This window comes from uncultured Chryseobacterium sp. (assembly GCF_936933875.1).
Taxonomy (GTDB): domain Bacteria; phylum Bacteroidota; class Bacteroidia; order Flavobacteriales; family Weeksellaceae; genus CAKZIK01.
In genome coordinates this window covers 1-23576 of record NZ_CAKZIK010000070.1, presented here as the reverse complement: position 1 = coordinate 23576, position 23576 = coordinate 1, and the positions used below count along the sequence as shown (strand labels likewise).

Annotated in this window: 17 protein-coding genes; 4 read left to right on the top strand and 13 right to left on the bottom strand. The window is 38.4% G+C overall.

The genetic code is table 11. The annotated features are described in order from the left end of the window. Nucleotides 1–53: 53 nt before the first annotated feature. From Q0252_RS09875 to Q0252_RS09820, 12 genes are all read right to left on the bottom strand, one after another. Nucleotides 54–2516 carry a ligase-associated DNA damage response DEXH box helicase gene (locus tag Q0252_RS09875; RefSeq protein WP_297985771.1) on the bottom strand — a complete coding sequence of 821 codons (2463 nt, stop codon included), beginning with the start codon at nucleotides 2514–2516 and terminating at the stop codon, nucleotides 54–56. 111 nt (nucleotides 2517–2627) lie between these two features. Further along, nucleotides 2628–4208, bottom strand: a complete 1581-nt coding sequence (locus tag Q0252_RS09870; RefSeq protein WP_297985770.1) for an ATP-dependent DNA ligase — start codon at nucleotides 4206–4208, stop codon at nucleotides 2628–2630. A gap of 103 nt (nucleotides 4209–4311) precedes the next feature. Continuing rightward, a complete protein-coding gene (locus Q0252_RS09865) occupies nucleotides 4312–5331 on the bottom strand; it encodes a ligase-associated DNA damage response exonuclease (RefSeq protein WP_297985768.1) in 1020 nt (339 codons plus the stop codon). Between the two features lie 12 nt (nucleotides 5332–5343). Beyond that, nucleotides 5344–6546, bottom strand: coding sequence for an FAD-binding oxidoreductase (locus tag Q0252_RS09860; protein WP_297985763.1), 1203 nt, complete (start codon nucleotides 6544–6546; stop codon nucleotides 5344–5346). Then, nucleotides 6527–7543, bottom strand: a complete 1017-nt coding sequence (locus Q0252_RS09855; protein WP_297985761.1) for a catalase — start codon at nucleotides 7541–7543, stop codon at nucleotides 6527–6529. The genes Q0252_RS09860 and Q0252_RS09855 overlap by 20 nt, the downstream gene beginning before the upstream one ends. 2 nt (nucleotides 7544–7545) lie before the next feature. After that, nucleotides 7546–8274 (bottom strand): DNA-formamidopyrimidine glycosylase family protein, encoded by a 729-nt coding sequence (locus Q0252_RS09850; RefSeq protein ID WP_297985759.1) that lies wholly within the window; start codon nucleotides 8272–8274, stop codon nucleotides 7546–7548. Nucleotides 8275–8277: 3 nt separating this feature from the next. Further along, entirely contained in the window at nucleotides 8278–9414 is a 1137-nt protein-coding gene (locus Q0252_RS09845) for a DNA topoisomerase IB (RefSeq protein WP_297985757.1), read from the bottom strand. Then, nucleotides 9392–10252, bottom strand: coding sequence for an SDR family oxidoreductase (locus Q0252_RS09840; protein WP_297985755.1), 861 nt, complete (start codon nucleotides 10250–10252; stop codon nucleotides 9392–9394). The genes Q0252_RS09845 and Q0252_RS09840 overlap by 23 nt, the downstream gene beginning before the upstream one ends. A 2-nt stretch (nucleotides 10253–10254) precedes the next feature. After that, nucleotides 10255–10428, bottom strand: coding sequence for a phosphatidate cytidylyltransferase (locus Q0252_RS09835; protein WP_297985754.1), 174 nt, complete (start codon nucleotides 10426–10428; stop codon nucleotides 10255–10257). A gap of 17 nt (nucleotides 10429–10445) precedes the next feature. Then, nucleotides 10446–10883 (bottom strand): DUF6526 family protein, encoded by a 438-nt coding sequence (locus tag Q0252_RS09830; RefSeq protein ID WP_297985752.1) that lies wholly within the window; start codon nucleotides 10881–10883, stop codon nucleotides 10446–10448. Between the two features lie 71 nt (nucleotides 10884–10954). Beyond that, complete coding sequence (ligD, locus tag Q0252_RS09825; protein ID WP_297985750.1) at nucleotides 10955–13558, bottom strand: DNA ligase D; 2604 nt, start codon at nucleotides 13556–13558, stop codon at nucleotides 10955–10957. Between the two features lie 71 nt (nucleotides 13559–13629). After that, the gene (locus Q0252_RS09820) at nucleotides 13630–14409 is read right to left on the bottom strand and encodes a Ku protein (protein ID WP_297985747.1); all 780 of its coding nucleotides are present in this window, start codon (nucleotides 14407–14409) and stop codon (nucleotides 13630–13632) included. 177 nt (nucleotides 14410–14586) lie between these two features. On the opposite strand from Q0252_RS09820, the gene dinB reads away from it, so the two are divergent. From dinB to xth, 3 genes are all read left to right on the top strand, one after another. After that, the gene (gene dinB, locus Q0252_RS09815) at nucleotides 14587–15729 is read left to right on the top strand and encodes a DNA polymerase IV (RefSeq protein ID WP_297985746.1); all 1143 of its coding nucleotides are present in this window, start codon (nucleotides 14587–14589) and stop codon (nucleotides 15727–15729) included. Nucleotides 15730–16123: 394 nt separating this feature from the next. Further along, nucleotides 16124–19174: a DNA polymerase III subunit alpha gene (locus Q0252_RS09810; protein WP_297985848.1), complete on the top strand. Its 3051-nt coding sequence runs from the start codon at nucleotides 16124–16126 to the stop codon at nucleotides 19172–19174. A gap of 36 nt (nucleotides 19175–19210) precedes the next feature. Further along, nucleotides 19211–19981: an exodeoxyribonuclease III gene (xth, locus tag Q0252_RS09805; protein WP_297985745.1), complete on the top strand. Its 771-nt coding sequence runs from the start codon at nucleotides 19211–19213 to the stop codon at nucleotides 19979–19981. Nucleotides 19982–20036: 55 nt separating this feature from the next. Here xth and Q0252_RS09800 read toward each other — a convergent pair whose 3' ends face one another. Further along, nucleotides 20037–21587 carry a M20/M25/M40 family metallo-hydrolase gene (locus Q0252_RS09800; RefSeq protein ID WP_297985744.1) on the bottom strand — a complete coding sequence of 517 codons (1551 nt, stop codon included), beginning with the start codon at nucleotides 21585–21587 and terminating at the stop codon, nucleotides 20037–20039. A 217-nt stretch (nucleotides 21588–21804) separates the two neighbouring features. Here Q0252_RS09800 and Q0252_RS09795 point away from each other — a divergent pair. Continuing rightward, on the top strand, nucleotides 21805–23576 hold a 1772-nt coding region (locus Q0252_RS09795; RefSeq protein ID WP_297985846.1), incomplete at its 3' end, for an aminopeptidase P family protein.

Here is a 23576-nt window from a genome sequence, read left to right as displayed (position 1 = left end):
AAGATTTAAGAGCCAAGAATCAAGAGTCAAAAATCAAGAGAAAAAAATCATTTTCAACTTTCAATTCTCCATTTCTTTTGCGCTTCGGCCTGAATTTTCTTAATTCTCGCATCCAAATCCTCGCTGGAAAGCGTCGCGCGCAAACTGTCGACTTTTATTGGAAAACTTAATGGTGTAAACGCATTCGCGGTTTTCAGAATAATTTTTGAATTTTCAATTCTTTTGAATGCCTCCGTTAAACGCACTTCTTCAAGTTGCTGATTGAAAACTTCGTTATAACTTTGGCGAATGAGAAAATGATTCGGATTGTGTTCCTCCAAAACGTTGAAAATTAATCCTGCAGAAGCTTGAAGCGATTTATTGTTGCGCTGTTTTCCATATAAATTTTGCAAAACCATTCCGGAAATCACAGCAATATCTCGAAATTTTCTGCGCGCCATTTCAGTAGAATTGATGCTGCTTGCAACATCGCGCATCAGATTTTCCTTGCTTAAAATCTGTTTTAAATTTTCTTCGTTTATTGGAATTTCAGAATCGCTGAACAGTTCAAAACCATAATCATTCATTGCCATTGAAAACGAAATCGGCGAAATTTTAGAGATTCTGAAAGCAATTAAAGCCGCCATCACTTCATGAACCAAACGTCCTTCAAAAGGATACATAAAAAGGTGGTGACCTTCTTTGGTTTCAATTTTTTCGACCAGAAATTCATCTATTTTCGGAATGTGTGAATTTGCTTCCTGATTTACCAAAAGCGGATGCAAAAACTTGAGTTCTTTTTCCGCAGATTTTGGATTGAGCGATTCTGAAAGTTTTTCGCGCAGAAAATGTCCCAAATCCGAACTCAAAGGCAATCTTCCGCCCAAATAACTCGGAACAAATGCTTTTCCTTTGGAAGCGCGGACAAAAACAGTCATCTCCTTTATTATCGCCACTTCCAGAACTCTTCCCGCCAAAATAAATTTGTCTTCTTTCTTGAGTCTCGAAATAAAATATTCTTCAATCATCCCAATATAACCGCCGGAAAGAAATTTCACTTTCAGCATGGCATCGCTCACAATTACGCCCATATTCATCCGGTGAAGCATCGCAATTTTTCGGGAAGTGACTTTGTATATGCCGTTTTCAATGACCACTTTGTGAAATTCTTCGTAATTTTTCAAAGCTCCACCACCAATCGTGAGAAATTCCAGAATTTCACGGAATTCTTCGTCCGTCATTTCACGAAATGCAAAAGTAATTTTGATGATTTTGAAAATTTCCTTTTCCTTAAAACCTTCACCAACTGCAATGGTCACGAGAAACTGAGTCAAAACATCAAAACTCAAAACCAAAGGTTCGCGTTTTTCTACAATATTTTGTTTTACGGCTTCTTTCACGGCAGCAACTTCAATCAGTTCCAAAGAATGTGTCGGAACGCAGTAAATTTTTGAAGTTTCAAATGGTGAATGTCCGCTTCTTCCGGCTCGTTGCAAGAATCGCGCAACACCTTTCACAGAACCGATTTGAATGACCGTATCCACAGGTTTAAAATCCACACCCAAATCTAATGATGAGGTCGCTACAACGGCTTTGAGTTTTCCGGAACTCAGATTTTCTTCAATCCAAATTCTTAAATGTGCATCAATGGAACTGTGATGAATTGCCAATTGTCCTGCAAAATCCGGGTTTGCATCCAGCAAAAGTTGATACCAAAACTCGCTCTGACTTCTTGTATTTGTAAATATGATGGTTGATTTTGAATTTTCAATAATCGGAACGACTTTCTCCGCCATTTTTGCTCCGAGATGTCCTGCCCAAGGCAAAATTTCGACTTCATCCGGAAAAACGGAAACGATTTCCGTTTTCTTTTTTTCCTTCGCTACAACTTTGGTTTTTTTGATTTTGTAAGGAATCAGAACTTCCATCGCCTCATCCAAATTGCCGATGGTTGCGGTAATTCCCCATATTTTCACATTTTTCTGAAGATTTTTAAGATATGAAATCGCGAGTTCTGTCATGACACCACGTTTGGAACCCAACAGTTCGTGCCATTCGTCAACAGCAATACATTTTAAATTTTTAAAAAACCTTGAATTATTTTTTTGAGCCAACAAAAGATGTAAACTTTCGGGCGTGACGAGCAAAATATCGGGCATATTTTTCGTCTGCTGTTGCCGGATTTTCACATCAGTATCGCCGTTTCTGACACCAACTTTCCAGTCTAAACCAATTTCGTCAATCGCTTCCTCCATTGCCTTTGCGATATCTTTTGCAAGAGAACGGAGTGGAGTTACCCAAATCAGTTTCAATCCGTTTTGGTATTCTTCGGAATGATTTAAAAAGTGAATAATCACCGCCAAAAAAACAGAATAGGTCTTTCCAAAACCGGTTGGAGCAATAACCATTCCGCTGTAATGATTTTCAAATTTTTCCCAGGTGGAAGTTTGGAAACCAAAAGGCGAGTTTCCTTTTTCCTGCATCCATTTTTGGATGATTTTGAAGCCTTGAGAGTTTTGAAAATCTTTATTGCTCACGGATTTTTTTGTTTAATAAAATACTTTCGCAGATAACGCAGATAAAGATCATCTAAGTTTTTTTAGAAATTCTAAAAGCGAATCTGCCAAATCTGCACAATCAACAAGAGATTAATTTATAAGTTTTTTTACATTTTCCAACGTATCGATTTCGTCCACGGTTTTGTCTTTCCGCCAACGCAAAATTCTGGGAAAACGCACTGCAACACCGCTTTTATGGCGGCTGCTGAAACCAATTCCTTCAAAAGCAATTTCAAAAACTAGTTCGGGTTTTACAGTTCGAACCGGCCCGAATTTTTCAATCGCATTTTTTGTCACAAAACGGCTCACTTCCATAATTTCTTTATCTGTTAATCCCGAATACGCTTTCGCAATGGTTACGAGTTTTTCTCCATCTTTTACAGCAAAAGTGTAGTCGGTGTAATATCCGCTTCGTCTTCCGCTGCCTTTTTGCGCGTAGATCAAAACCGCATCAATCGTCAAAGGATTGATTTTCCATTTCCACCAGTCGCCTTTTTTTCGTCCGGAATGATAGACGGAATTTCTATTTTTCAGCATCAAACCCTCGGCATTGATTTCTCTAGCGTTGTTGCGAATTTCATCGAGTTCATCCCAGTTTTCAAACGAAATTAAATCTGAAATTCTAATATTTTTTTGTGGATTAATTTCAACCCAGTTTTCTAAAATCTGTCGTCTTTCATGAAAATGTTTTTCGCGGATATCTTCATTTTCCCATTCCAAAACATCATAGACGAAAACTGAAACCGGAATTTCTTCCAACATTTTTTTGGTGACATTTTTTCGGTTCAAACGTTTCTGAAGTTCATTGAAATTAAGAACTTTATCGTCTTTCACAGCCAGAATTTCACCATCTATTACAAAATTTCCTTCACAGTTTTTGAAAGTTTCAGCCAATTCCGGAAACTGTTCTGTAACCAGTTCCTCACCTCGTGACCAAATGAAAATTTCGTCATTTCGCTTAATGATCTGTCCACGAATTCCGTCCCATTTGTATTCTACGAGCCAATCATCAGGATTTCCCAAATCTTCCAAATCCTTTTCCAAAGCATAAGCCAAGCAGAAAGGGTAGGGCTTCGACTGATCTGGATTGATGATTTTTCCTGAAATCAATTCTTCAAAATTTACTTCGTCCACATTCCATTTTCCCATGATCGAATGCATCAATGAACTCGCTTCCTGGTCTGAAAATTTTGCCAAAGCGTTAACGAGCATTTTGTAGGAAACGCCAATCCGAAAACTTCCTCCCAATAATTTGTTGAAAATAAAACGTTCCGTGTAATCTAAGCCGTTCCAGGAATTCACGACGAATTCTTTTTTTTCGGCTTCATTCTTATCTTTTAGCGCGATGATTTCCTGCATCCAATCGTCCAAAGATTTATCAATTTCTGAAGTTGGAGGAGGTAAAATCAACGACAAAGTTTCGCCTAAATCTCCGACGCTACTATAACTTTCCACAAAAAGCCAATAAGGAATTCCTGTAATTTCTAAAGCCCAGTCTTTCATTAGATTGGTTGAAACATTGCGTTTCGGGCGTTTTCCGGTGAAAAGTGCGATGAGCCACAACTTATCTTTTTCCGGTGCAGAATGCAGAAATTCCACCATTGCATCCAGTTTTGCATTGGTTTTGTTGGTGCTTTCGAGCAATGATATGAGTTGGGCGAATTGCTTCATTTTACTTATTAAACGCAAAAAGCGCAAATATTTTTTATATTTTTTAAAAACATTTTAAGTCCGCAAAAAAACCTGTGCAAATCCATGAAATCTGAGAAAAATCCTAATCATTTTCAAATTTTTCAGCGGGTTTTTCATCCGGTTCTTCGTTTCCGAATTGGGTTTGAACAACATTGGCATTCATCCCGATTTCGTTTAAATATTTTGAAAAAACATCGGTAAAACCATGCGTTACATGAATTTTTTCTGCTTCGGTTGCTTTAACGGCTTCCAACAAAGATTTCCAGTCGGCGTGATCGCTAATTGCAAAACCTGCATCTGCACTTCGCCATCTTCGGGAACCACGAACCTGCATCCAACCGCTACAAATTGCAGTCGCCGGATTTGGAATTTTTTTGATTACATTACTGTCCAACAAAGCCGGCGGAACAATCACGATTTTCCCATGCATATCCTTCAAATTTTCTGAAAAATTAAGGATTTTGTAATCGGGCAAATCAATGCCGACTTCTTCAAAAGCCTCGTTTAGATTGGCAATTGAAGCGTGCACATAAATTTCATCTACATTTTCAAGCGCTTTCAAAATTCGCTGTGCTTTTCCTAAAGAATAACCTACAAAAACGGAAGTTTTACCAAAATTTTGATTGTGAGCAACCCATTGCTGCATTTTTTCATTGATTTCCGGAACGGAAAGCCAGTTGTAAATTGGTAAACCAAAAGTGGATTCGGTTACAAACTCGTTGCATTTCACGGTTTCAAAAGGGGTGGAAAGTCCGTCATCCTGCAGTTTATAATCTCCTGAAATACCGGCACGATAACCTTTATATTCCAATAAAACCTGCGCTGAACCAATGATATGTCCAGCCGGAAAAAAGGTGATTTTCACTCCGTTTTTGGTAATTGTCTCACCATATTCCAGACTTTGAACTTTAATGTCTTCGGCAATTCTTCTTTTCAAAATCGGTTTTGTGAAATGATGACACAGATATTTTTTCATTCCCCATCTTGCATGATCGGCGTGTCCATGCGTAATCACAGCAAAATCCACAGGAAACCAAGGGTCAATATAAAAATTTCCCTGCCTGCAAAAAATGCCTTTATTGGTGAATTCGATGAGTTTCAAAATAGTAAAATTTTATCTTCTGAATTTGTAAAATGCTGCGAGTTTGTTGTTTTTTCCTTTCAATAAATCTACGATAATTTCCCTTCCCTGAACCGAAAAAGTAATCCCGTTTCCCCCAAAACCTAAGCAAAAAAGACAGTTTTTGTGTTCTGGACTTTCGCCGATGTAAGGCAAACCGTCTTTTGTAGTTCCAAAAACTCCACCCCACGAAAAATCCTCAACAAAATCAAGCACGGGAATGACTTTTTTGAGTTTTTGAATAAGTTTTTTGGCTTTTTTCTCCTTTTTATTTTGCTGCAAAATGCTTTCAGAAAAGGTATCATCTTCACCGCCAACCAGAAATCTTCCGTCATCAGTATTTCTCATATAAAGATACGGATCCTGCGTATTCCAAATTAATATGTTGTTGAGTTTGGAACTTTTCGGAATATTGGGTTCACTGACTGTAGCGTAGGTGTAAATCAGTTTGGCGATTTTTTCTTTCAGCAGATTTACCGATTCGAAACCGCTGCAAAAGACAATTTTTTTGGCTGAAATTTCAAATTTTTCCGTGGTTACAATTTTCGGATTTTTTCCTTTGTCAGCAATGGTTGTGATTTCCGTTTGGTCAAAAACTTTCAGTCCGCGTTTTGTGTTTTTTTGAATTAATTCGTGTGCTAATTTATAAGCATCGATACTTGCAGCAGTTTGGCTTAAAATTCCGCCGTGACAAACGATTCCGTAGATTTTTAGAACTTCATCTGCTTCAAGCCATTTTACACCGAGTTTGTGTTTTTTCCGGATTTCAAATTCTTTTAGTAAATCTTTCGCGGCTGTTTTGGAATGAGCGATGTAAAGTGATTTTTTGTTTTGAAAACCACAATCGATTTTTTTGGATTTAATCAGTTTTTCCAATTCCTGAATCGCGCGAATTCCTTCTTTATAACACAAGGCTGCGTTTTCTTCGCCAATTATTTTTGAAAGTTCATATAATGGAACATCAATTTCATATTGCAGCATACTTGTCGTCGCACTTGTGCTTCCTTGTCCGATGTCGCGTTTGTCGATTAAAGTCACCTCAAAACCTGCATCCAGCAAAGCATCGGAAATTAAAGCGCCGGTAATTCCGCCGCCAACAACGAGGATTTCGGTTTTTAAATTTTGCTGAAGTGAAGGAAACGTGTAAAGCAGTCCGTTTTTTAGCAGCCAAAAAGATTCAAAAGTTCGCAGTCGCATTGTATGAATTTAAGGAATTTCTTGTTTGTATGGAAGTTTCATACACCAATTTTCTAATTTGCTGCATTTTTCCGACAGGAAGCAAATTTTCCGGATTTTCGAACGGATTAAAGTTCAAATTTTCAATTTCTGCAGATTCGGAATTTAAAATTGAATTTTGCGCATAATGAAGTGTCCCGATTTTCAGAAAAGGAGCGCCTTTCCATTCTTTTGTTAAATCATTTACTGGCTGTTTTTCGATGTTTTCACAGATTTGAATCATTAAATCAAAGCGTATTTCGTGAAGTTGAAAATAATTTTCTGTTCGTGATTTTTGGTTGAGTGTAATTCCAAAAACTGGATTTGGATTTTGTGGAACCACTTTCAGTTTCATCATATAATTTCCCAAACGATAAACGCCAATGGAAAAGAAATCAAACGAAAGAATGAAATCTTCTTTCCGTTTCAGAATTTTACTGAAATTTTTAAGCATTTCAAAAGACAGAAATGGCGGAACAAAACCGACGGTGTGCTTGATGAGCAAAGGTAAATCCATCGCAGAAACCACAAAATTGTCGGCTTTGGTTACAAGAAAAGTGTTCAATGAAGTGAAAAATTTCAGAAATCCGCTAACTGATTTCATCGGAAAAAGCGGAAAATTGGCCAAAGGAAAATTCGCTTCTTTTGCAGCTATGTTCTTAATTTTTAAGGCAAAACCAAAGGCCGGATTTTGTTTTTTGGAATGACTGATTACCGGATTTGCATGAGAAAGCCGAACCAAAACTTCATAGTTTTCCTGTGAAAAAATTTCAGTTATTATTTCAGGAAGATTTTTTTCCATTTCCAAATTTCCCTGCAAAACTGCATAAGTTTTGGAATGCGCATCTCTTGTTGCGTAATCTGTTCCGCTGATTTTTTTGGAACTTTTCACAAATTCTTCAACGGATCTTAAGCATTTTTGAAGCAATAATTCCTCTTCCTCATTGAGTTGATCGTACTCAGGACTATATTTTACCATTTTTAACTGTATTTCTGCTGCAGACTTTCTACGAAAAAAGTTTTGCGTTTTATTTTGGGTGAGACTACCATTTCCACTTTTTCCTTTCCGAATTTTTCCTTCTGATAAACAGCGGAAGAAGATTTCCAGATTTTCTTTTCAATCAGTTCCACCGAACTTTTGCTGAATTCCACAATGTGTTTAATCAGTTCCAAAATTTTCTTTTCCGGAATTTTTTCAACAACGCTTTCAGGATGAATTTTGCTCAAAAACAGCACTTCATTCCGAATGACATTTCCCAAACCCGGAAACAAATCCTGGTTCATCAGCACATCGCCGATTTCTTTTTTTGGGAATTTCTGAAAAAGCTTTTCTTCAATCATTTTTGGATTAAATTTTTTGGAAAACGGATCGAATTCATCATTAAAAAAATCTTCGGATTTTCCGTCAATCAGTTTGACATTTACGACATAAAAATTGATGAAATCATCGCCGAAATGCAGCGAAAAACTCGGGTTGACTTTCTTGGTGTCATTCACCAAAAAACTTCCAAAAAGCCCGAAGTGAACGGTAACAAAAAAGTCTTTGAACTGTAAAATCAGATATTTGCCGTAGGTTTTGATGTCCATCAGTTTTTGTCCTGAAATTTTTTCGGCAAAAGGATTTCTGTAACCGCCACTTTCAGTAACGGTATTTCCTTTGAATTTTTCAAATTTCTTCGCGAAAACAATGATGGTTGGACCTTCAGGCATTTTTTACATTTTTTCGTTTTCCAGAATTTTCATCACCACTTTTTCTTCTTTTGTCAAACCGGATTTGCCGTCATCTACTTCAATAGAATCGAGTTCATCCAAATATTTTTCAATGGATTTATTCTCGTAAAGATTGATTACCAAAGGATGTACGTAATATTTTTTGCAAACGGTTGCGGTATTTCCGAGATGTGAGGCCACATTTTCCAGCGCTTTCTTTACTTTTGATTTGTATTCTTTATCATTTTCAGCCATTCCGATTTCTTTGAAGGCAATCAGCGCATTCACCGTTCCGCTCCAGGTTCGGAAGTCTTTTGCCGTAAAATCTTCGCCCGAAATTTCTTTGATATATTCATTCACCATGCCGCTTTCAATTGCGTGGCGGTTGCCGTTTTCATCATAATATTGAAAAAGTTCTTTTCCGGGGATGTCTTTGCAGTTCTGAACGGCGTTTGCGAGTTTTCTATTTTTGAGTTCAATATCGTGATAAACACCTTTTTTGCCTTTAAAACTGAATTTCACTTTGTGTCCGGAAATGTCAACATGTTTGTCCTTCAAAGTTGTTAAACCAAAAGATCCGTAGAGTTTTTCATAGACGTTATTTCCAATTCTGATGTTGGTTCTTTCCATCAAACTCACGACCACGGCCAAAACCTTCCGTTTTTCTAAATTTTTAAGTGACAAATCTTTCTCCAGTTGCAGACGCATTTTTGGTAAAGCCATCCCGAACTGCAGCATTCTGTAAAACTTGGTGTGGTTGCGAAGTGCGTTCCACAAAGGATGATAACGGTACTGTTTACGCCGTTTTACATCAATTCCGGTGGCCTGAAGATGACCGTTGTCCAAAGCGCAAATCCACACATTTTCCCAAGCCGGCGGAATGACGAGTTTGTTAATTCTGGAGATTTCTTCCTGATTAACGATGCGTTTTCCGTCTTTATAATAGTGAAATTTTTTTCCGAATTTTTTGCGCTCAATACCTTCAAAGCCTGTGTCAGAAGTATACACCAGCTGAACTGCTTTTGCAGTTTTCACCGGATCCTTCATAATTTTGAGGATTTTTGAAGGTTTTATTGATTGTATCACCTGTAGTTCTTCTTCAGACATTTGTTGAATTTTAACCGTTAATAATTTCGCCACCGTTCGGATGCAAAACCTGACCGGTGATGTAAGAAGCATCTTCCGAAGCCAAAAACAGAAAGCAAGTCGCCACTTCGTTCGGTTCTCCGGCGCGTTTCATTGGGGTGTCGCTCCCAAATTCTGAGACTTTTTTCTTCGAAAATGAGGAAGCAATCAAAGGGGTCCAAATCGGACCGGGTGCAACTGCATTCACACGAATTCCTTTTTCAGCCAAATTCGCCGACAAACTTCTCGTAAAGGAAATAATCGCCCCTTTTGTGGAAGCATAATCAATAAGATGCGGACTTCCGCGATAAGCCGTTACTGAAGCAGTGTTAATAACGGAACTTCCTTTTTTCAGGTGTTTCATCGCAAATTTTGTAAGCCAAAAAACTGAAAATACGTTCGAGTGAAAAGTCTTCATCAGCTGTTCTGTGGAAATTTCTTCAATACTTTTTGCTTCCCAGTGATTGGCGGCGTTGTTCACCAAAATATCGATCTTTCCAAACTCGGAAATGGTTTTTTCAATCACTTTTTTGCAGTGATTTTCTTTTCCCAAATCTCCTTTGATCAACACGCATTTTCTGCCAAAATTTTCAATTTCTTTTTGTGTTTCTTTAGCATCAACAGTTTCGCTTAAATACGGGATAACAACATCACAACCTTCCTGCGCAAACAGAAGTGCCGTTGCTTTTCCAATTCCGCTGTCAGCGCCTGTAATAACTGCAACTTTTCCTTTCAGTTTTCCGGCTGGTTTTCCAATTGGATCAGTTTCCGGAAGTGGTTTAAGATTTTTTTCTAAACCCGGTTTTTTCTGCGTTTGTTCGGGCCGGATTTTTTCTTTTCCTTTTTTCTGCATCGCTATTTTTTACCTGAAAACATTTTGACAATTAAAAAGATAATCAAGACCACTACAGCAATTGCTACGAAAATTCCGACATTGAAACCGGCTTCAAAAATTCCTGCAATGGCGTCACAACTTTGAAGTGATAAAAGCGCAAATACGAAAAGGGTAAAAAGTGTAAAGCGTTTCATAATAGTATTTTTTGTGATTAAACTCTGTAATGGTCGGAACGCCAGTTTTTGATGGATTTTTTGATTTCGTCCCCTGAAATATTTTCTTGAATACATTTCTCAAGCAAAATTTTAAATTCGTCGTCGTATGCAAAACGAAGCGCTGCAATTTGTCCGAAATTCAAGCGTTCTGCTAAGTCATCTGATCTTTTTCCGAAAATCTCAAAATACCGCTGCTTGAATTCCAATCGAATAATTCGATCCTGATTTCCCAAAGCATAATGCTGACGAACCATTACTGCAAGAAAAATCAGCAGAAAAATGACAATTGAAAATAAAATCCAAGCCAGTTGATTTTCGTGATCGTTAAAACTTTTCCAAATTCCCAAAACCTGCAAAATACCTAACAAAGGAAGATAAACAAAATGGTGCGGTGCGTAAAATTTTCTGTGGTTTTGGTAGTTCTGAGTTTTCATAATGAAGATTTCATCAAAAATTTTACCAGAAAACGAAAAGATTGAAATGTTGGAATGAATTTCAAATATTCCTAAAGATTTAGGTTTTCAATCGCCTTCAGCATATCAATTCCTTTTCCCAAAGTCGGCAAAAACAAATCACCTTTTTTCTGAATTCTCGCCAAAGCATTTTCGATATTGAAATCCGTAGGTTTTAAGCCATTTTTGAGCTCTTTCCATTCCAAGGGCATTGAAACGGGAGCACCGTTTTTTGGTCGTAAACTATAAACGCTCGCCAAAGTTTGACCTTTTCGGTTTTGGAGATAATCCAGGTAGATTTTGTTTTTATCGCGCTTTTGCAGACTGCGTTCTAAGGTCGTTAAATCAGGCAATTCTTTCTGAACCATCTGCATCAAAATATGTCCGAAATTTTTCACCTGCTCAAAAGAATATTCTGCATTCATCGGAATATAGATGTGAATGCCTGAACTTCCCGAAGTTTTTGGGAAACCTTCAATTTTGGCTTTGTCTAAAACTTTTTTCACTTCAAGAGCGGTTTGAATGACATCATCAAACGAATTATTTTCGGACGGATCTAAATCTAAAACTAAATAATCCGGGTTTTCTAAATTTTCGGTAGAGCTTGTCCAGACATTCATTTCAACACAGCCTAAATTATTCAGATAAGCCAATGTTGCCGCATCGTTGCAGATAATATAGTTAATGAATTTTTCGTTGCTTTCCGAAAATATTTTTTTAGTTTTCACCCAATCCGGAGTTTCGTCAGCGGCGTCTTTTTGGTAGAAGCTCATGCCGTCAATTCCGTTTGGAAAGCGGTTCAGACTTTGCGGACGGTTTTTGAGATGAGGCAAAATAAATTCTGCAACACTTTGATAGTAGGCTACCAAATCGCCTTTCGTTATGATATCTTTTGGCCAATAAATTTTGTTTTGATTGGTGAGTTTTACTTCCTGATTACCAATTTTCGTTTTTTGCTCATTTTCGCGCTGTACAACTTGTTTTTTCACAACTTTTGGAGTTTCTGTTTCCTGAATCTTCTCCATTTTTCCTGAATTTTTTTCTTTGTCACGCTGAAGTTCTTGAAGCGTCTCATCGCCATTTTCTGAAATGTCCTTCAAATCTTCCACCGATTTATCTTCGCGAAGTCTCAAAAACACAGGATGCCGGTAAATTCCGTCTTTCGTAATTTCTGTGAATTTGATTTCTGCAACAAGTTCCGGTTTCAACCACGTTGGTTTTTCGTTCGTTTTCGGAATTTCTTTAAACGGTGATTTTTCCTGAATTAAAGGGTGCATTTTTTCAAAAAGTTCCTTCAAAATTTTATCCGAAAATCCGGTTCCAATATGTCCGCAGAATTTGAGTTCTTTTCCGAAATATTTTCCTAAAATCAACGAGCCGAAATGTTTTCGAGAACCTTTCGGTTCGGTAAATCCACAGATCATCACTTCATCCGTCTGCTGGGTTTTAATTTTGAGCCATTCCGAACTTCGCAAACCTTCTCGGTAAGTACTGTCGGTTTTCTTTGCCATCATTCCTTCCAAACCCATATTTTCCACCAATCTGAAAAAATCTTTACCATTTTCCAAAACGTGGTCGTGATATTTCACCAAATCGCTTTCTTTCAAAGCATCTTTCAACAACTCTTTTCGCTGTAGATAACTGAGATTTTCTGTAGAATGTCCGTTCAGCCAAAGCAAATCAAACACCTGAAAAACCACCAAAATATTAGGTTTATCGCCAATTTGCTGCAACAATTGAAAACTCGGCTTTCCGGAATTGTCGTAAGCAACCAATTCGCCATCCAAAACCATCGGAAAATCCTGCAGTTTCAGCTGATTGACCACTTTTTTAAATTTCTGCGAAAAATCCAAACCGTTTCGGGAATAGAGCAGTGGTTCATTGCGCAAATCTGCTACAGCACGGTAACCGTCCCATTTTATTTCGAAAGCCCAGTCTTCACCGTCAAAAGGTTTGTCGGACGATTTTGCGAGCATCGGCTCAATAAATTTCTTGAGTTTTTTCTCACCGGAAAGGGCAGGAGCGTAGTTTCTGAATGCTTTTGCAGTTTCTTCGCTTCTGTCGGTTTTTTTTGATTTTTTTGAATTAAGATACTCCGTGACTTTTGAATTTTCGGCTGTTTGTTCTTCCGCATCATAAGGTTCCAATGTTGAAAACTCGTCTTTATGTTTGATGAGCAGCCATTCGTTGCCTTTTTCAGAATTTTTGATTTTCACCAAAGCAAATTCACCTTTCAGTTTTTTGCCGTGAAGAATGAATTTCAAACTTCCTTTGTGAAGTTCGGCTCTCATCACCAAATCATCACTTTTTCCCTTGATTTTATTGAGCGGTTCATAAATCCCAAAATCCCAGATTTCCATTTCTCCGGCACCATAATTTCCTTCGGGAATACTGCCTTCAAAATCTTTGTATTCATAAGGATGATCTTCGGTCATCATCGCCAAACGTTTATCAGAAGCATTTAACGACGGACCTTTTGGAATTGCCCAACTTTTCAGAACGCCTTCCATTTCCAGTCTTAAATCATAGTGAAGATGCGATGCAGCGTGTCTTTGTACCACAAACTTCAGTTTCCCTGAACTTTCACGCGGTTTCCCTTCCGGCTCGGAGGTTTGTTTGAAGTCACGTTTTTGATTGTATAGTTCGAGATTTTTCATTTAATGGAAAGTTGAAAGTTGAAAATTGAAAATGAAAAAAAATCAATTTTCAATTCTCCATTTTTAATTGTTTATCCCGCTTTCTTTTTCCCCGCCTCCAAACTCGCTTTCAGTTGCGCCATTAAATCCGTTGCGGTTCCTTCGGTTTCTTTTTCTTCCACAGCTTTGAATTCTTTTCCTTTGGCTTTCTGCTGAATGATTTTCATCAAATCGTCGTGATACGTGTCTTTGTATTTTTCGGGAGAAAAATCGGTAGCCAATTGCGAAATCAGACTTTCTGCCATTTTAAGTTCATCAGCATTGGGTGCTTTGTTGGACGGCAGTTTCAGTTCTTCAAAACTGCGGAGTTCCTGTGGAAAACGCATCCGGTTCACCATCAATATTTTATCTTCATAAGGTCGAACCAGACACAGAATTTCAGTTTCTCGTAAAATAAAAGTTCCAATTCCGGCCATTTTGGTTTTCAGCAGTGCTTTCAGCAAAAGTCTATACGCATCTTCGCCGTTTTTTTGTGGTTCCAGAAAATAAGGAGTTTCAAAATAAGCCGGATCAATTTCGTCGTGTTTTACAAACTGTTTTATAGACAAAATTTTAGATTTTTCGGGACTTGCGGCTTCGAAATCACCTTTTTCCAGAACAATGTATTTGTCTTCCATCTTGTAGCCTTTTACTATGTTTTCGTAAGCGACTTCTTTGCCTGTTTTCTCATTAACACGTTTGAATTTAATATTGCTGAAATCCTTTTTGTCCAACATATCCAAATCAAGCGTACTTTCTTCGGAAGCCGAATATAATTTGATGGGAATATTAACCAAGCCAAAACCAATGGCGCCGCTCCAAATTGCTCTCATAATTTTTGTGAATTAGATTATAAAATTAAGGAATTGAGTGCAAAATATTTAACAGAATATCCGGAAAATCATATATAATCCTGTGTTTAAAACAGTTGAAATTTCACTCGAAATATTGCTATAATTTTTATCAATTAAAAATAAAAATATTGATACAAATCGTAATAATTTTGTCACATGAATCGTGCAATTGTTCATATGGATTTGGACACATTTTTTGTGTCGTGTGCAAGGCTTCAGAATTCTGCTTTGGAGGGAATTCCTGTCATCATCGGTGGTGGAGATCGCGGTGTTGTTGCGTCATGTTCTTATGAAGCGCGATATTTTGGAGTGCGTTCTGCAATGCCCATGAAAATGGCTTTAAGGCTGTGTCCAGATGCAAAAGTAGTTCGTGGCGACATGGAATTTTTCTCGAAAAAATCCTATGAAGTCACGGAAATCATTCAGGAAAAAGTTCCCATTTTGGAAAAAGCGAGTATTGATGAATTTTACCTTGATCTTTCTGGAATGGATAAATTTTTCGGCTGTTATCAGTGGACTTCAGAAATTGCAGATTATGTGACGAAAGAAACAGGTTTGCCCATCAGTTTTGCACTTTCAGAAAATAAAACCGTCTCTAAAATCGGAACCGGAGAAGCAAAACCAATTGGAAGACTCGAACTGAAACACGATGTAATACAACCGTTCCTCAATCCGCTTTCCATCAAAAAAATTCCGATGGTGGGAGATGTCACGTATCAGTTACTGTCAAGAATTGGAATCCGAAAAATTCAGACGCTTTCCGAAATGCCCGTTGAAATTCTGCAGCAAATGATTGGCAAAAACGGAACTGAATTATGGAAAAAAGCCAACGGAATCGATGAAACGCCCGTTATTCCGTACACAGAACGAAAATCTATTTCCACAGAACATACTTTTACCAATGATACCATGGATATTTTACAGTTAAAAAGCCTGATTTCGGGAATGGCGGAATCGCTGGCTTATCAGTTAAGAAAAGAAAAATGGCTCACTTCAACAGTGGTTTTGAAAATCCGTTACGCCAATTTCGATACGGAAACGAAACAGTGCAGAGTTGCTTACACCGCTGTAGACCATACTTTGTCGAGGATTGCGCTCGATTTGTTTGAAAAATTATATACCAGAAGAATGCGTCTGCGTTTGGTGGGTCTGCGTTTCACAAATTTGGTTCACGGCAACCATCAAATGAATCTTTTTGAAGACACAGAAGAATTGATAAATTTATACCAATCAATGGACAGAATTAAAAACAGGTTTGGAAAAAATGCGGTAGGAAGGGCTTCGGGATTTTTAATTTAGAGCCAAGAATCAAGAACCAAGAGTCAAGAATCAAGATTAAAATGCGGCGCGAGCGAAGCGAGCGCCAATTAGGTAGTCAATATTAGCGTCCACTAAAATGACCTAGGATCAATTTGCGTTAAGAAAAAGTTGAAATGGAGCGTTAAAAAAAGATTTAGTGTTGGAGCGAGGTAATAATCTCCGATTGAAGAACTAAACACCAATCGCGCGAGTTTTAAATCTTTTAGCGGAATGAAAACTTTTTTAGCAAAAAAAATCCAGGCTTGTCCGCCGCGGCGGATTGGTTCTTTTGTTTGGCTTCGCCGAATCTTCGATTTCAAGACAGAAGAACATAAAAAAACAAAGGATTGCCTCGTGGTTTCACTGCGTTGTTCTCCTCGCAATGACTAAAAAAATGTATCTCAACACCCACACTTATCACAGTCTCCGTTTCGGCACCATTTCCATTGAAGATTTGGTGAAACAGGCGGTAAAATTGGAGGTGAAAACCTTGACATTGACCGATATCAATACCATTACCGGAATTTATGATTTCTATGGAGAATGCGAAAAAGTTGGAATAAAAGCCGTTGCAGGTGTGGAAATCCGCAGGGAAAATGAACTGCTCTACATCGCTTTGGCAAAACGTTTTGAAGGAATTGGCGAAATCAACCGAATGTTGACCGATTTTAATTGTAATAACGGTGAACTTCCTCAAGTTTCACCCAATTTTAAAGACAGTTTCATCATTTATCCGATGACGAATTTTCCTGAAATTTTGAAAGAAAATGAATTTATCGGTGTTCGTCCGGAAGAACTTAATCTTTTGATAAAGCCTGAATTCAGGAAGTTTTTGGAGAAAATGACGGTGCTTCATCCCGTCACTTTCAAAACAAAACAGGAATATAATTTACATCGGATTTTACGTGCGATTGACAAAAATACTTTGCTTTCAAAACTTGAAGAAAATGACGTCTGCAAACCTTCAGAAGTGATGAAAAGTGAAGAAGAAATCCGAAAGATTTACAGAAATTATCCGCAACTGGTTTTGAATGCTCAAAAAATTCTGGAAGAGTGTGATTTCAAATTCAATTTTAAAAAACCAAAAAATAAACAGCATTTCACGGGAAGCAAAGCCGAAGATGCTGAACTTTTACGAAAACTCGCGTATGAAGGTTTCAAAAAAAGATATGCAGACGATAATGAAATAGCTAAAAAACGGGTGGAAAAAGAACTGAAAGTGATTGATAATCTGAATTTCGGTGGCTACTTCTTAATAACCTGGGATATTGTTCAATACAGTAACAGTCGTGGTTTTATGCATGTTGGTCGCGGTTCCGGCGCAAATTCTATCGTGAGTTACTGCCTCGGAATTACAGATATCTGTCCCATCGAACTCGATCTTTATTTTGAACGATTTCTAAATTTAAACCGAAAATCTCCACCCGATTTCGATATCGACTGGAGTTGGCGCGATCGCGATGAAATCCTCAAATATATTTTCGAAAAATACGGAAAAGACCACGTTGCATTTTGCGGAACCAATGTGGAATTCAAATACCGCTCGATTTTTCGGGAAGTTGGGAAAGCGTTTGGGTTGCCGAAAGAAGAACTCGATGCTTTGGCGACAAAACCTTTGGAAACGCACGACGATAACAAAATTGTAAAACTCGTGCAGAAATACGGAAAACTGTTGGAAAAATTTCCAAACCAACGCAGCATGCATTCCTGCGGAATCCTGATTTCCGAAGAGCCGATTACGAATTACACCGCTCTGGAAATGCCACCGAAAGGTTTCCCGATTGTTCAGTTTGATATGAATGTTGCCGAAGCAATTGGTCTGGAAAAATTTGATATTCTTTCTCAGCGCGGTTTGGGAACGATTAACGATGCCGTAAAACTCATCAAACAGAACAAAAATATCGACGTTGATATTCGTGATACGAGAATTTCTCTGAATGAAAAAAACTGCAACGAATACTTAAGCCGCGGAAAAACTTTGGGCTGTTTCTACATCGAAAGTCCGGCAATGCGCGGTTTGCTGCGCCGTCTGAAATGCGATAATTACAAAGTTTTGGTCGCGGCAAGTTCCATCATTCGTCCCGGAGTTGCGCAAAGCGGCATGATGCGTGAATATATTTTCCGCCACAATCATCCCGACAAATTCGAATATTTTCATCCGGTTTTTGAGGAACAACTTGGCGAAACCTACGGAATTATGGTGTATCAGGAAGATGTGATTAAAATTGCGCTCGGTTTTGGCGGCGTTTCAGCGGACAAAGGCGATATTTTGCGCAGAGCGATGAGTGGAAAAGAACGTTCCATTAAAAAACTGCAGGAAGTACGAGACGATTTTTTTGAAAGTTGCGCAAAACAGGGACATCCCGAGAAATTATCGAAAGAAGTTTACCGTCAGATTGAGAGTTTCGCAGGTTATTCTTTTTGCAAAGCACATTCCGCGAGTTATGCGGTGGAAAGTTACCAAAGTCTGTATCTGAAAGTGTATTTTCCTATCGAATTTATGGTTGCTGCGATTAACAATGGAGGAGGTTTTTACCGAACTGAAGTTTATGTTCACGAATGCAGAATGACCGGTGCAACCATTCATAATCCTTGTGTTAACCGGAGTTTGTATGAAACTACCGTTTACGGAACTGATGTTTTTTTAGGTTTGATGCACATTGAAAAACTGGAATTTAGGATGACTGAATTTATCGTGGAGGAACGATTGAAAAACGGCGATTATACGTCGCTCGAAGATTTTATCCGAAGAGTTCCGATTGGAATTGAGTCGCTGCAGATTTTAATTTTCATAGGTGCCTTTCGTTTTACCGGAAAACAGAAAAACGAACTTTTGGTGGAAGCACGTTTGCTGATGATTAATTTTAAACCTGAAAACCGTGGTTTAATGCTGATTGAAGAACCCAAAAAAGAATACAAACTTCCCGAACTGAAGCGCGATTTTTTCGAAGATGCTTTTGATGAAATTGAAATTGTAGGATTTCCGGTTTCGTGCAGTCCGTTTGATTTGTTGCAGACCAAATACCGTGGAAGTGTGATGGCAAAAGATTTACTGAAATTCCATAAAAAGCAGGTGAAAATGTTGGCGTATTTAATTTCGCGAAAACACGTTCCCACCAAGCGCGGAACCATGTTTTTTGGAACCTGGATTGATGCGGAAGGCGAATATTTTGACACGGCACATTTCCCGAATTCTCTCGAAGAATTTCCGTTTGCAGGAGGCGGCTGTTATCTGCTTTTGGGAACGGTGGAAGTGGATTTTCATTTCCCAACCATTACCATTCATAAAATGGCGAAAATGCCGTTCATTCCGGATCCGAGATATGGCCACGATAAAGAAAAACGCTTCGAAGTGCACCGGAAAATAAACGAAGATGTGAGTATGACCTGGCGAAAACCGTATCCTCAGGAACACGAAATTGGTTTGCCGAGACATAAAATGTAAGGAAAAAATCTTAAATTTAAGTTTCAAAATAATTATATGAAAATCGCAACCTACAACGTAAACGGTGTTAACGGAAGGCTTCCGGTTCTTCTAAAATGGCTCGAAGAAGCAGAACCCGACATTGTCTGTCTTCAGGAACTGAAAGCGCCTCAGGAAAAATTTCCCCTCAAAGAAATTGAAGAAGCCGGTTATCACGCAGTTTGGAAAGGACAGAAATCGTGGAACGGAGTTGCCATTCTTTCAAAAAATGAAAAACCTGTTTTAAGGACAAATATTTTAGAAGGCGATGATGAAGATGAACAAAGCCGTTATCTGGAAGCAAAAATCGGAGATTTAATTATTGCCTGTATTTATTTACCCAACGGAAATCCTTATCTGGGACCAAAATTCAACTATAAATTAAAATGGTTCGAAAGACTTCAAGCAAGAGCCGAACTGTTGATTTCTTCAGAAAAACCTGCAATTTTAATCGGCGATTTCAACGTAATGCCCACAGAAAAAGATGTTTATAAACCGGAAAAGTGGATTAACGATGCGCTTTTCAGAATTGAAGTTCGTGATGCTTTTTTTGAACTGTTAAATCAGGGTTGGACAGATGCAATCCGCGAAATTTATCCCGATGAAGTTATTTATACTTTTTGGGATTATTTCCGAAATGCCTACGAAAGAAATGCCGGTTTAAGAATTGACCATTTTTTGCTTTCACCGGAATTAAAAGACAAACTGAAAGAAGCAAAAGTGGACAAACACGTTCGCGGCTGGGAAAAGAGCAGTGATCATGCTCCGGTTTGGATTGAAATTGAATAAGAAAATCCGCAGAGAATTCTGCGGATTTTTATCTTAGATTAGTGACTGTTTTCTCTTAATCAAACCCTCCTTTTCTGGTTGGCTCTTTCACTTCCGGCCATTCTGCAACCTTTCCTGAGGAATTTACAGGCATTTTAATTTTTTCTGCAGAAGATTTTTCAGGATCTTCACTTGCCATATAAGTCATAATTGCAATTAAAGCCACGTTATTTTTCAAATCATCAAAAACAATTTTGTCGTAAGTATCTCTGTTGGTGTGCCATGTGTAATTTCCGTAAGACCAACTTAAAGAACCGAGCATAAATGCAGGAGCTCCTGCCGCTACAAAAGAGGCATGATCGCTTCCGCCACCTCCAGGAAATCCCGGAAAAGTAGTTTTAATATCCTTCGTTAATTCCTTTGGAGCGGCATTAATCCAACGCTGTAAATAATCGTAAGAATTCAAAAATCCCTGTCCACTGATATTCTGAATTCTTCCGGTTCCATTATCCTGATTGAAAACTGCCTGAACTTTCGGCATTTGGTCTTTATGAGCCCAAACATAACCGCGACTTCCGTTTAAACCTTGCTCTTCACTTCCCCAAAGTCCAACAACAATGGTTCTTTTAGGGTTTGGATATAATTTTTTTAGAATTCGAGCCACTTCCATCATGGTTACTGTTCCGGTTCCGTTATCCGTTGCACCGGTTCCGCCATCCCAAGAATCGAGGTGAGCCGAAAGAATAACGTATTCATCAGGTTTTTCGGTTCCTTTAATTTCTGCAACAGTGTTGAAAGTAGGCGCAGTTCCCAAATCTTTACTGTTGGCAACAATTTTTAGTTTAGGAGTGATTCCGTTTTGAAGCATTCTGTACAGTTGACCGTAATCCTCAAGAGAAACATCAACTACAGGGATTTTTTTTGTTCCTGCAAAGAAAACTTTATTCACGCCAAAACCTTTGCTCCAGTTGCTCCACACAATTCCGGCAGCTCCGGCTTCTTCAAAAGGTTTGTTTAAAGTTCTCCAGGTTAATCCGATGGTTTCAAGAGATTTATTCCATTCTGAAGTTGCTTTTTCGGTTTCCTTCTGATATTTTTCGAAAGATTCGGTTGTAGCAAATTCTTTCCAGTTGTATTCCGGTCTTCCGGACGTCTGATATTGTGAAACCATCACCAATTTTCCTTTCACTTTCGGAAGCCACTTTGTAAATTCTTCTTTTGATTTGAATATGGGCAACATGATCACCTCCGCAGTTACTCCTTTCGCAGATGTGGCCGGACTCCATGCCAATTGTCTTCCTTCCAAAGATTTCAGTTGCGGATAAACCATTTCCACAGAAGATGTTCCGCGTTCCCAGGATTTCCATTCTCCCCACTGTTCATTTCTTGCAGAGATTCCCCAAGTGCCGAACTTTTTAACCGCCCAATCATGAGCCTGCTGCATTTTCGGGCTTCCAACTAAACGAGGACCAATTCCGTCAATTAATTCAAATGCTAATTTTTCGGTTTGGGAATTGTTGTATGCTTCCTCCATAATGGATTTTACCATTTCTTGCTGAGTCTGCGCAAATGATAATCCGGCTACTAAAACTGCCGAAGTCATTAAAAATTTTGAGTAATATTTCATGTACATTATTTTGCCCGATGAAATTAGTGAAAATTTCAAAACAAAGACGAACAAAAGAGAAAGTGCTTAGTTTATGATTGGTTTCATCATAATTCGTTTCGGTATTATTCATCAAAATTCATTAATTTTAGGCTCCTAAATTTTGAAAATGGTTTCAAGAGAAAAATTAGGTTCGGAAAGCCCGAATCTTTTAGACGTTTTTACCCAAATCAATACAATGACTTCTAAACAAAAAGTAGCCCTGCTTCAGAAAAAAATGCAGGAAAATAACATCGATGCCTTTATCGTTTACTCGGCAGATCCTCACATGAGCGAATATTTGCCCAAAGAATGGCAAGAGCGCAGCTGGATTTCCGGATTTACGGGTTCGGCGGGTTTTGTAGTTTTCACCAAGGATCAATCAGGTTTGTGGACGGATGGTAGATATTTTGTTCAAGCTGCTGCAGAACTTAAAGATTCCGGAATCGAACTGATGAAAATGGGTGAAGAAAACACTCCGGATTATATAGACTGGATTATTTCGCAACTTCCAAATGGCGGAAAAGTCGCTGTAAATGCAGTAGCAACATCACATGCCAACTGGGAAGATCTTCATCAAAAATTATCTCGAAAAAATATAGAACTGCTCGATTTACCTTTGTTAAAAGACGTTTGGACCAACCGTAATACGGACGCTCAGAAAAATCCGGTGTTTGTACATCCTGTGGAAAGAGCCGGGAAATCTGTTGTCCAAAAATTAATGGATATTCGTCAGAAAATGGAAGAGTTGGAAGCTTCTGTGCATGTGATTTCAAGTTTGGATGATGTAGCGTGGACCTTAAATTTACGGGGAAGCGATGTAGAATCCAATCCTGTTTTTCTAGGATATATTTTACTGACCAAAAATGAAGCAAAACTCTTCGTGGATTTAGAAAAATTGGATACTGATGCCAGAAAACAAATGGAGGATTCGCAGGTGAAAATGTTGCCTTATGAAGATTTTTATACGGAACTTCAAACCATCCAAAATGAAAAAGTATTGGTTTCTCCGAACAGCAATCAGTCGATTTTTGAAGCTTTAAAAGATAAAAATACCTTGATAAAAGCACCTGTTCCCGGGAATTTAATGAAAGCCATTAAAAACGAAACCGAATTACAGGGTTTCCGCACCGTGATGCAGCGCGATGGAGTAGCGATGGTAAAATTCCTGTACTGGCTCACTCACCAAGCGGGAAAAGAACCGATGACCGAATATTCAATTGGTGAAAAATTATATGGTTTCAGAAAAGAAGGTAAGAATTTCGTGGGCGAAAGTTTCGGAAGTATCATTGGTTATAAAGAAAATGGGGCGATTATGCACTATTCTGCACCGAAAGAAGGCAGTAAATCTGTGACCAATGATTCCTCAATTTTAGTAGATTCCGGAGGTCAGTATTTGGAAGGAACTACCGATATCACCAGAACTTTGGCTTTAGGAGCGGTTTCCGATGAATTCAAGCGCAATTCCACACTGGCATTGAAAGGATTAATTCAACTTTCTATGGTGAAATTTCCTAAAGGAACTCGCGGCGTTCAGTTGGATGCTTTCGCGAGATTTGCGCTTTGGAAAGAAGGAAAAGACTATAACCACGGTACCGGACACGGTGTCGGAAGTTTTATGAATGTGCATGAAGGTCCCCAAAACATCCGCAAAGACATGAATTTCCAAGAACTGATTCCGGGGATGGTTCTTTCCAATGAACCTGGTTTTTATCTTGAAAATCACTACGGAATCCGTCATGAAAACTTAATTGCCGTAAGAGAAGTGGAACGAACCGAATTTGGAACTTTTTATGAATTCGAAACCCTTACCATTTGTCCGTTTGACCGCAATGTAATTGATGTTTCTTTGCTTACTGAACCTGAAATCAACTGGCTCAATGCCTACCACGATTGGTGTAAAGAGAAATTAGCCGAGGATTTGGACGGTGAAGTCAAAGAATGGTTTTTAGAATTGGTAAAACCTCTTTA

What these genes read in the sequence shown, in the direction of transcription:
- Q0252_RS09870 (WP_297985770.1), bottom strand. Translation starts at nt 4,208, where the DNA reads ATGAAGCAATTCGCCCAACTCATATCATTGCTCGAAAGCACCAACAAA.
- Q0252_RS09860 (WP_297985763.1), bottom strand. Translation starts at nt 6,546, where the DNA reads ATGCGACTGCGAACTTTTGAATCTTTTTGGCTGCTAAAAAACGGACTG.
- Q0252_RS09855 (WP_297985761.1), bottom strand. Translation starts at nt 7,543, where the DNA reads ATGGTAAAATATAGTCCTGAGTACGATCAACTCAATGAGGAAGAGGAA.
- Q0252_RS09850 (WP_297985759.1), bottom strand. Translation starts at nt 8,274, where the DNA reads ATGCCTGAAGGTCCAACCATCATTGTTTTCGCGAAGAAATTTGAAAAA.
- Q0252_RS09840 (WP_297985755.1), bottom strand. Translation starts at nt 10,252, where the DNA reads ATGCAGAAAAAAGGAAAAGAAAAAATCCGGCCCGAACAAACGCAGAAA.
- Q0252_RS09835 (WP_297985754.1), bottom strand. Translation starts at nt 10,428, where the DNA reads ATGAAACGCTTTACACTTTTTACCCTTTTCGTATTTGCGCTTTTATCA.
- Q0252_RS09830 (WP_297985752.1), bottom strand. Translation starts at nt 10,883, where the DNA reads ATGAAAACTCAGAACTACCAAAACCACAGAAAATTTTACGCACCGCAC.
- ligD (WP_297985750.1), bottom strand. Translation starts at nt 13,558, where the DNA reads ATGAAAAATCTCGAACTATACAATCAAAAACGTGACTTCAAACAAACC.
- Q0252_RS09820 (WP_297985747.1), bottom strand. Translation starts at nt 14,409, where the DNA reads ATGAGAGCAATTTGGAGCGGCGCCATTGGTTTTGGCTTGGTTAATATT.
- dinB (WP_297985746.1), top strand. Translation starts at nt 14,587, where the DNA reads ATGAATCGTGCAATTGTTCATATGGATTTGGACACATTTTTTGTGTCG.
- Q0252_RS09810 (WP_297985848.1), top strand. Translation starts at nt 16,124, where the DNA reads ATGTATCTCAACACCCACACTTATCACAGTCTCCGTTTCGGCACCATT.
- xth (WP_297985745.1), top strand. Translation starts at nt 19,211, where the DNA reads ATGAAAATCGCAACCTACAACGTAAACGGTGTTAACGGAAGGCTTCCG.
- Q0252_RS09800 (WP_297985744.1), bottom strand. Translation starts at nt 21,587, where the DNA reads ATGAAATATTACTCAAAATTTTTAATGACTTCGGCAGTTTTAGTAGCC.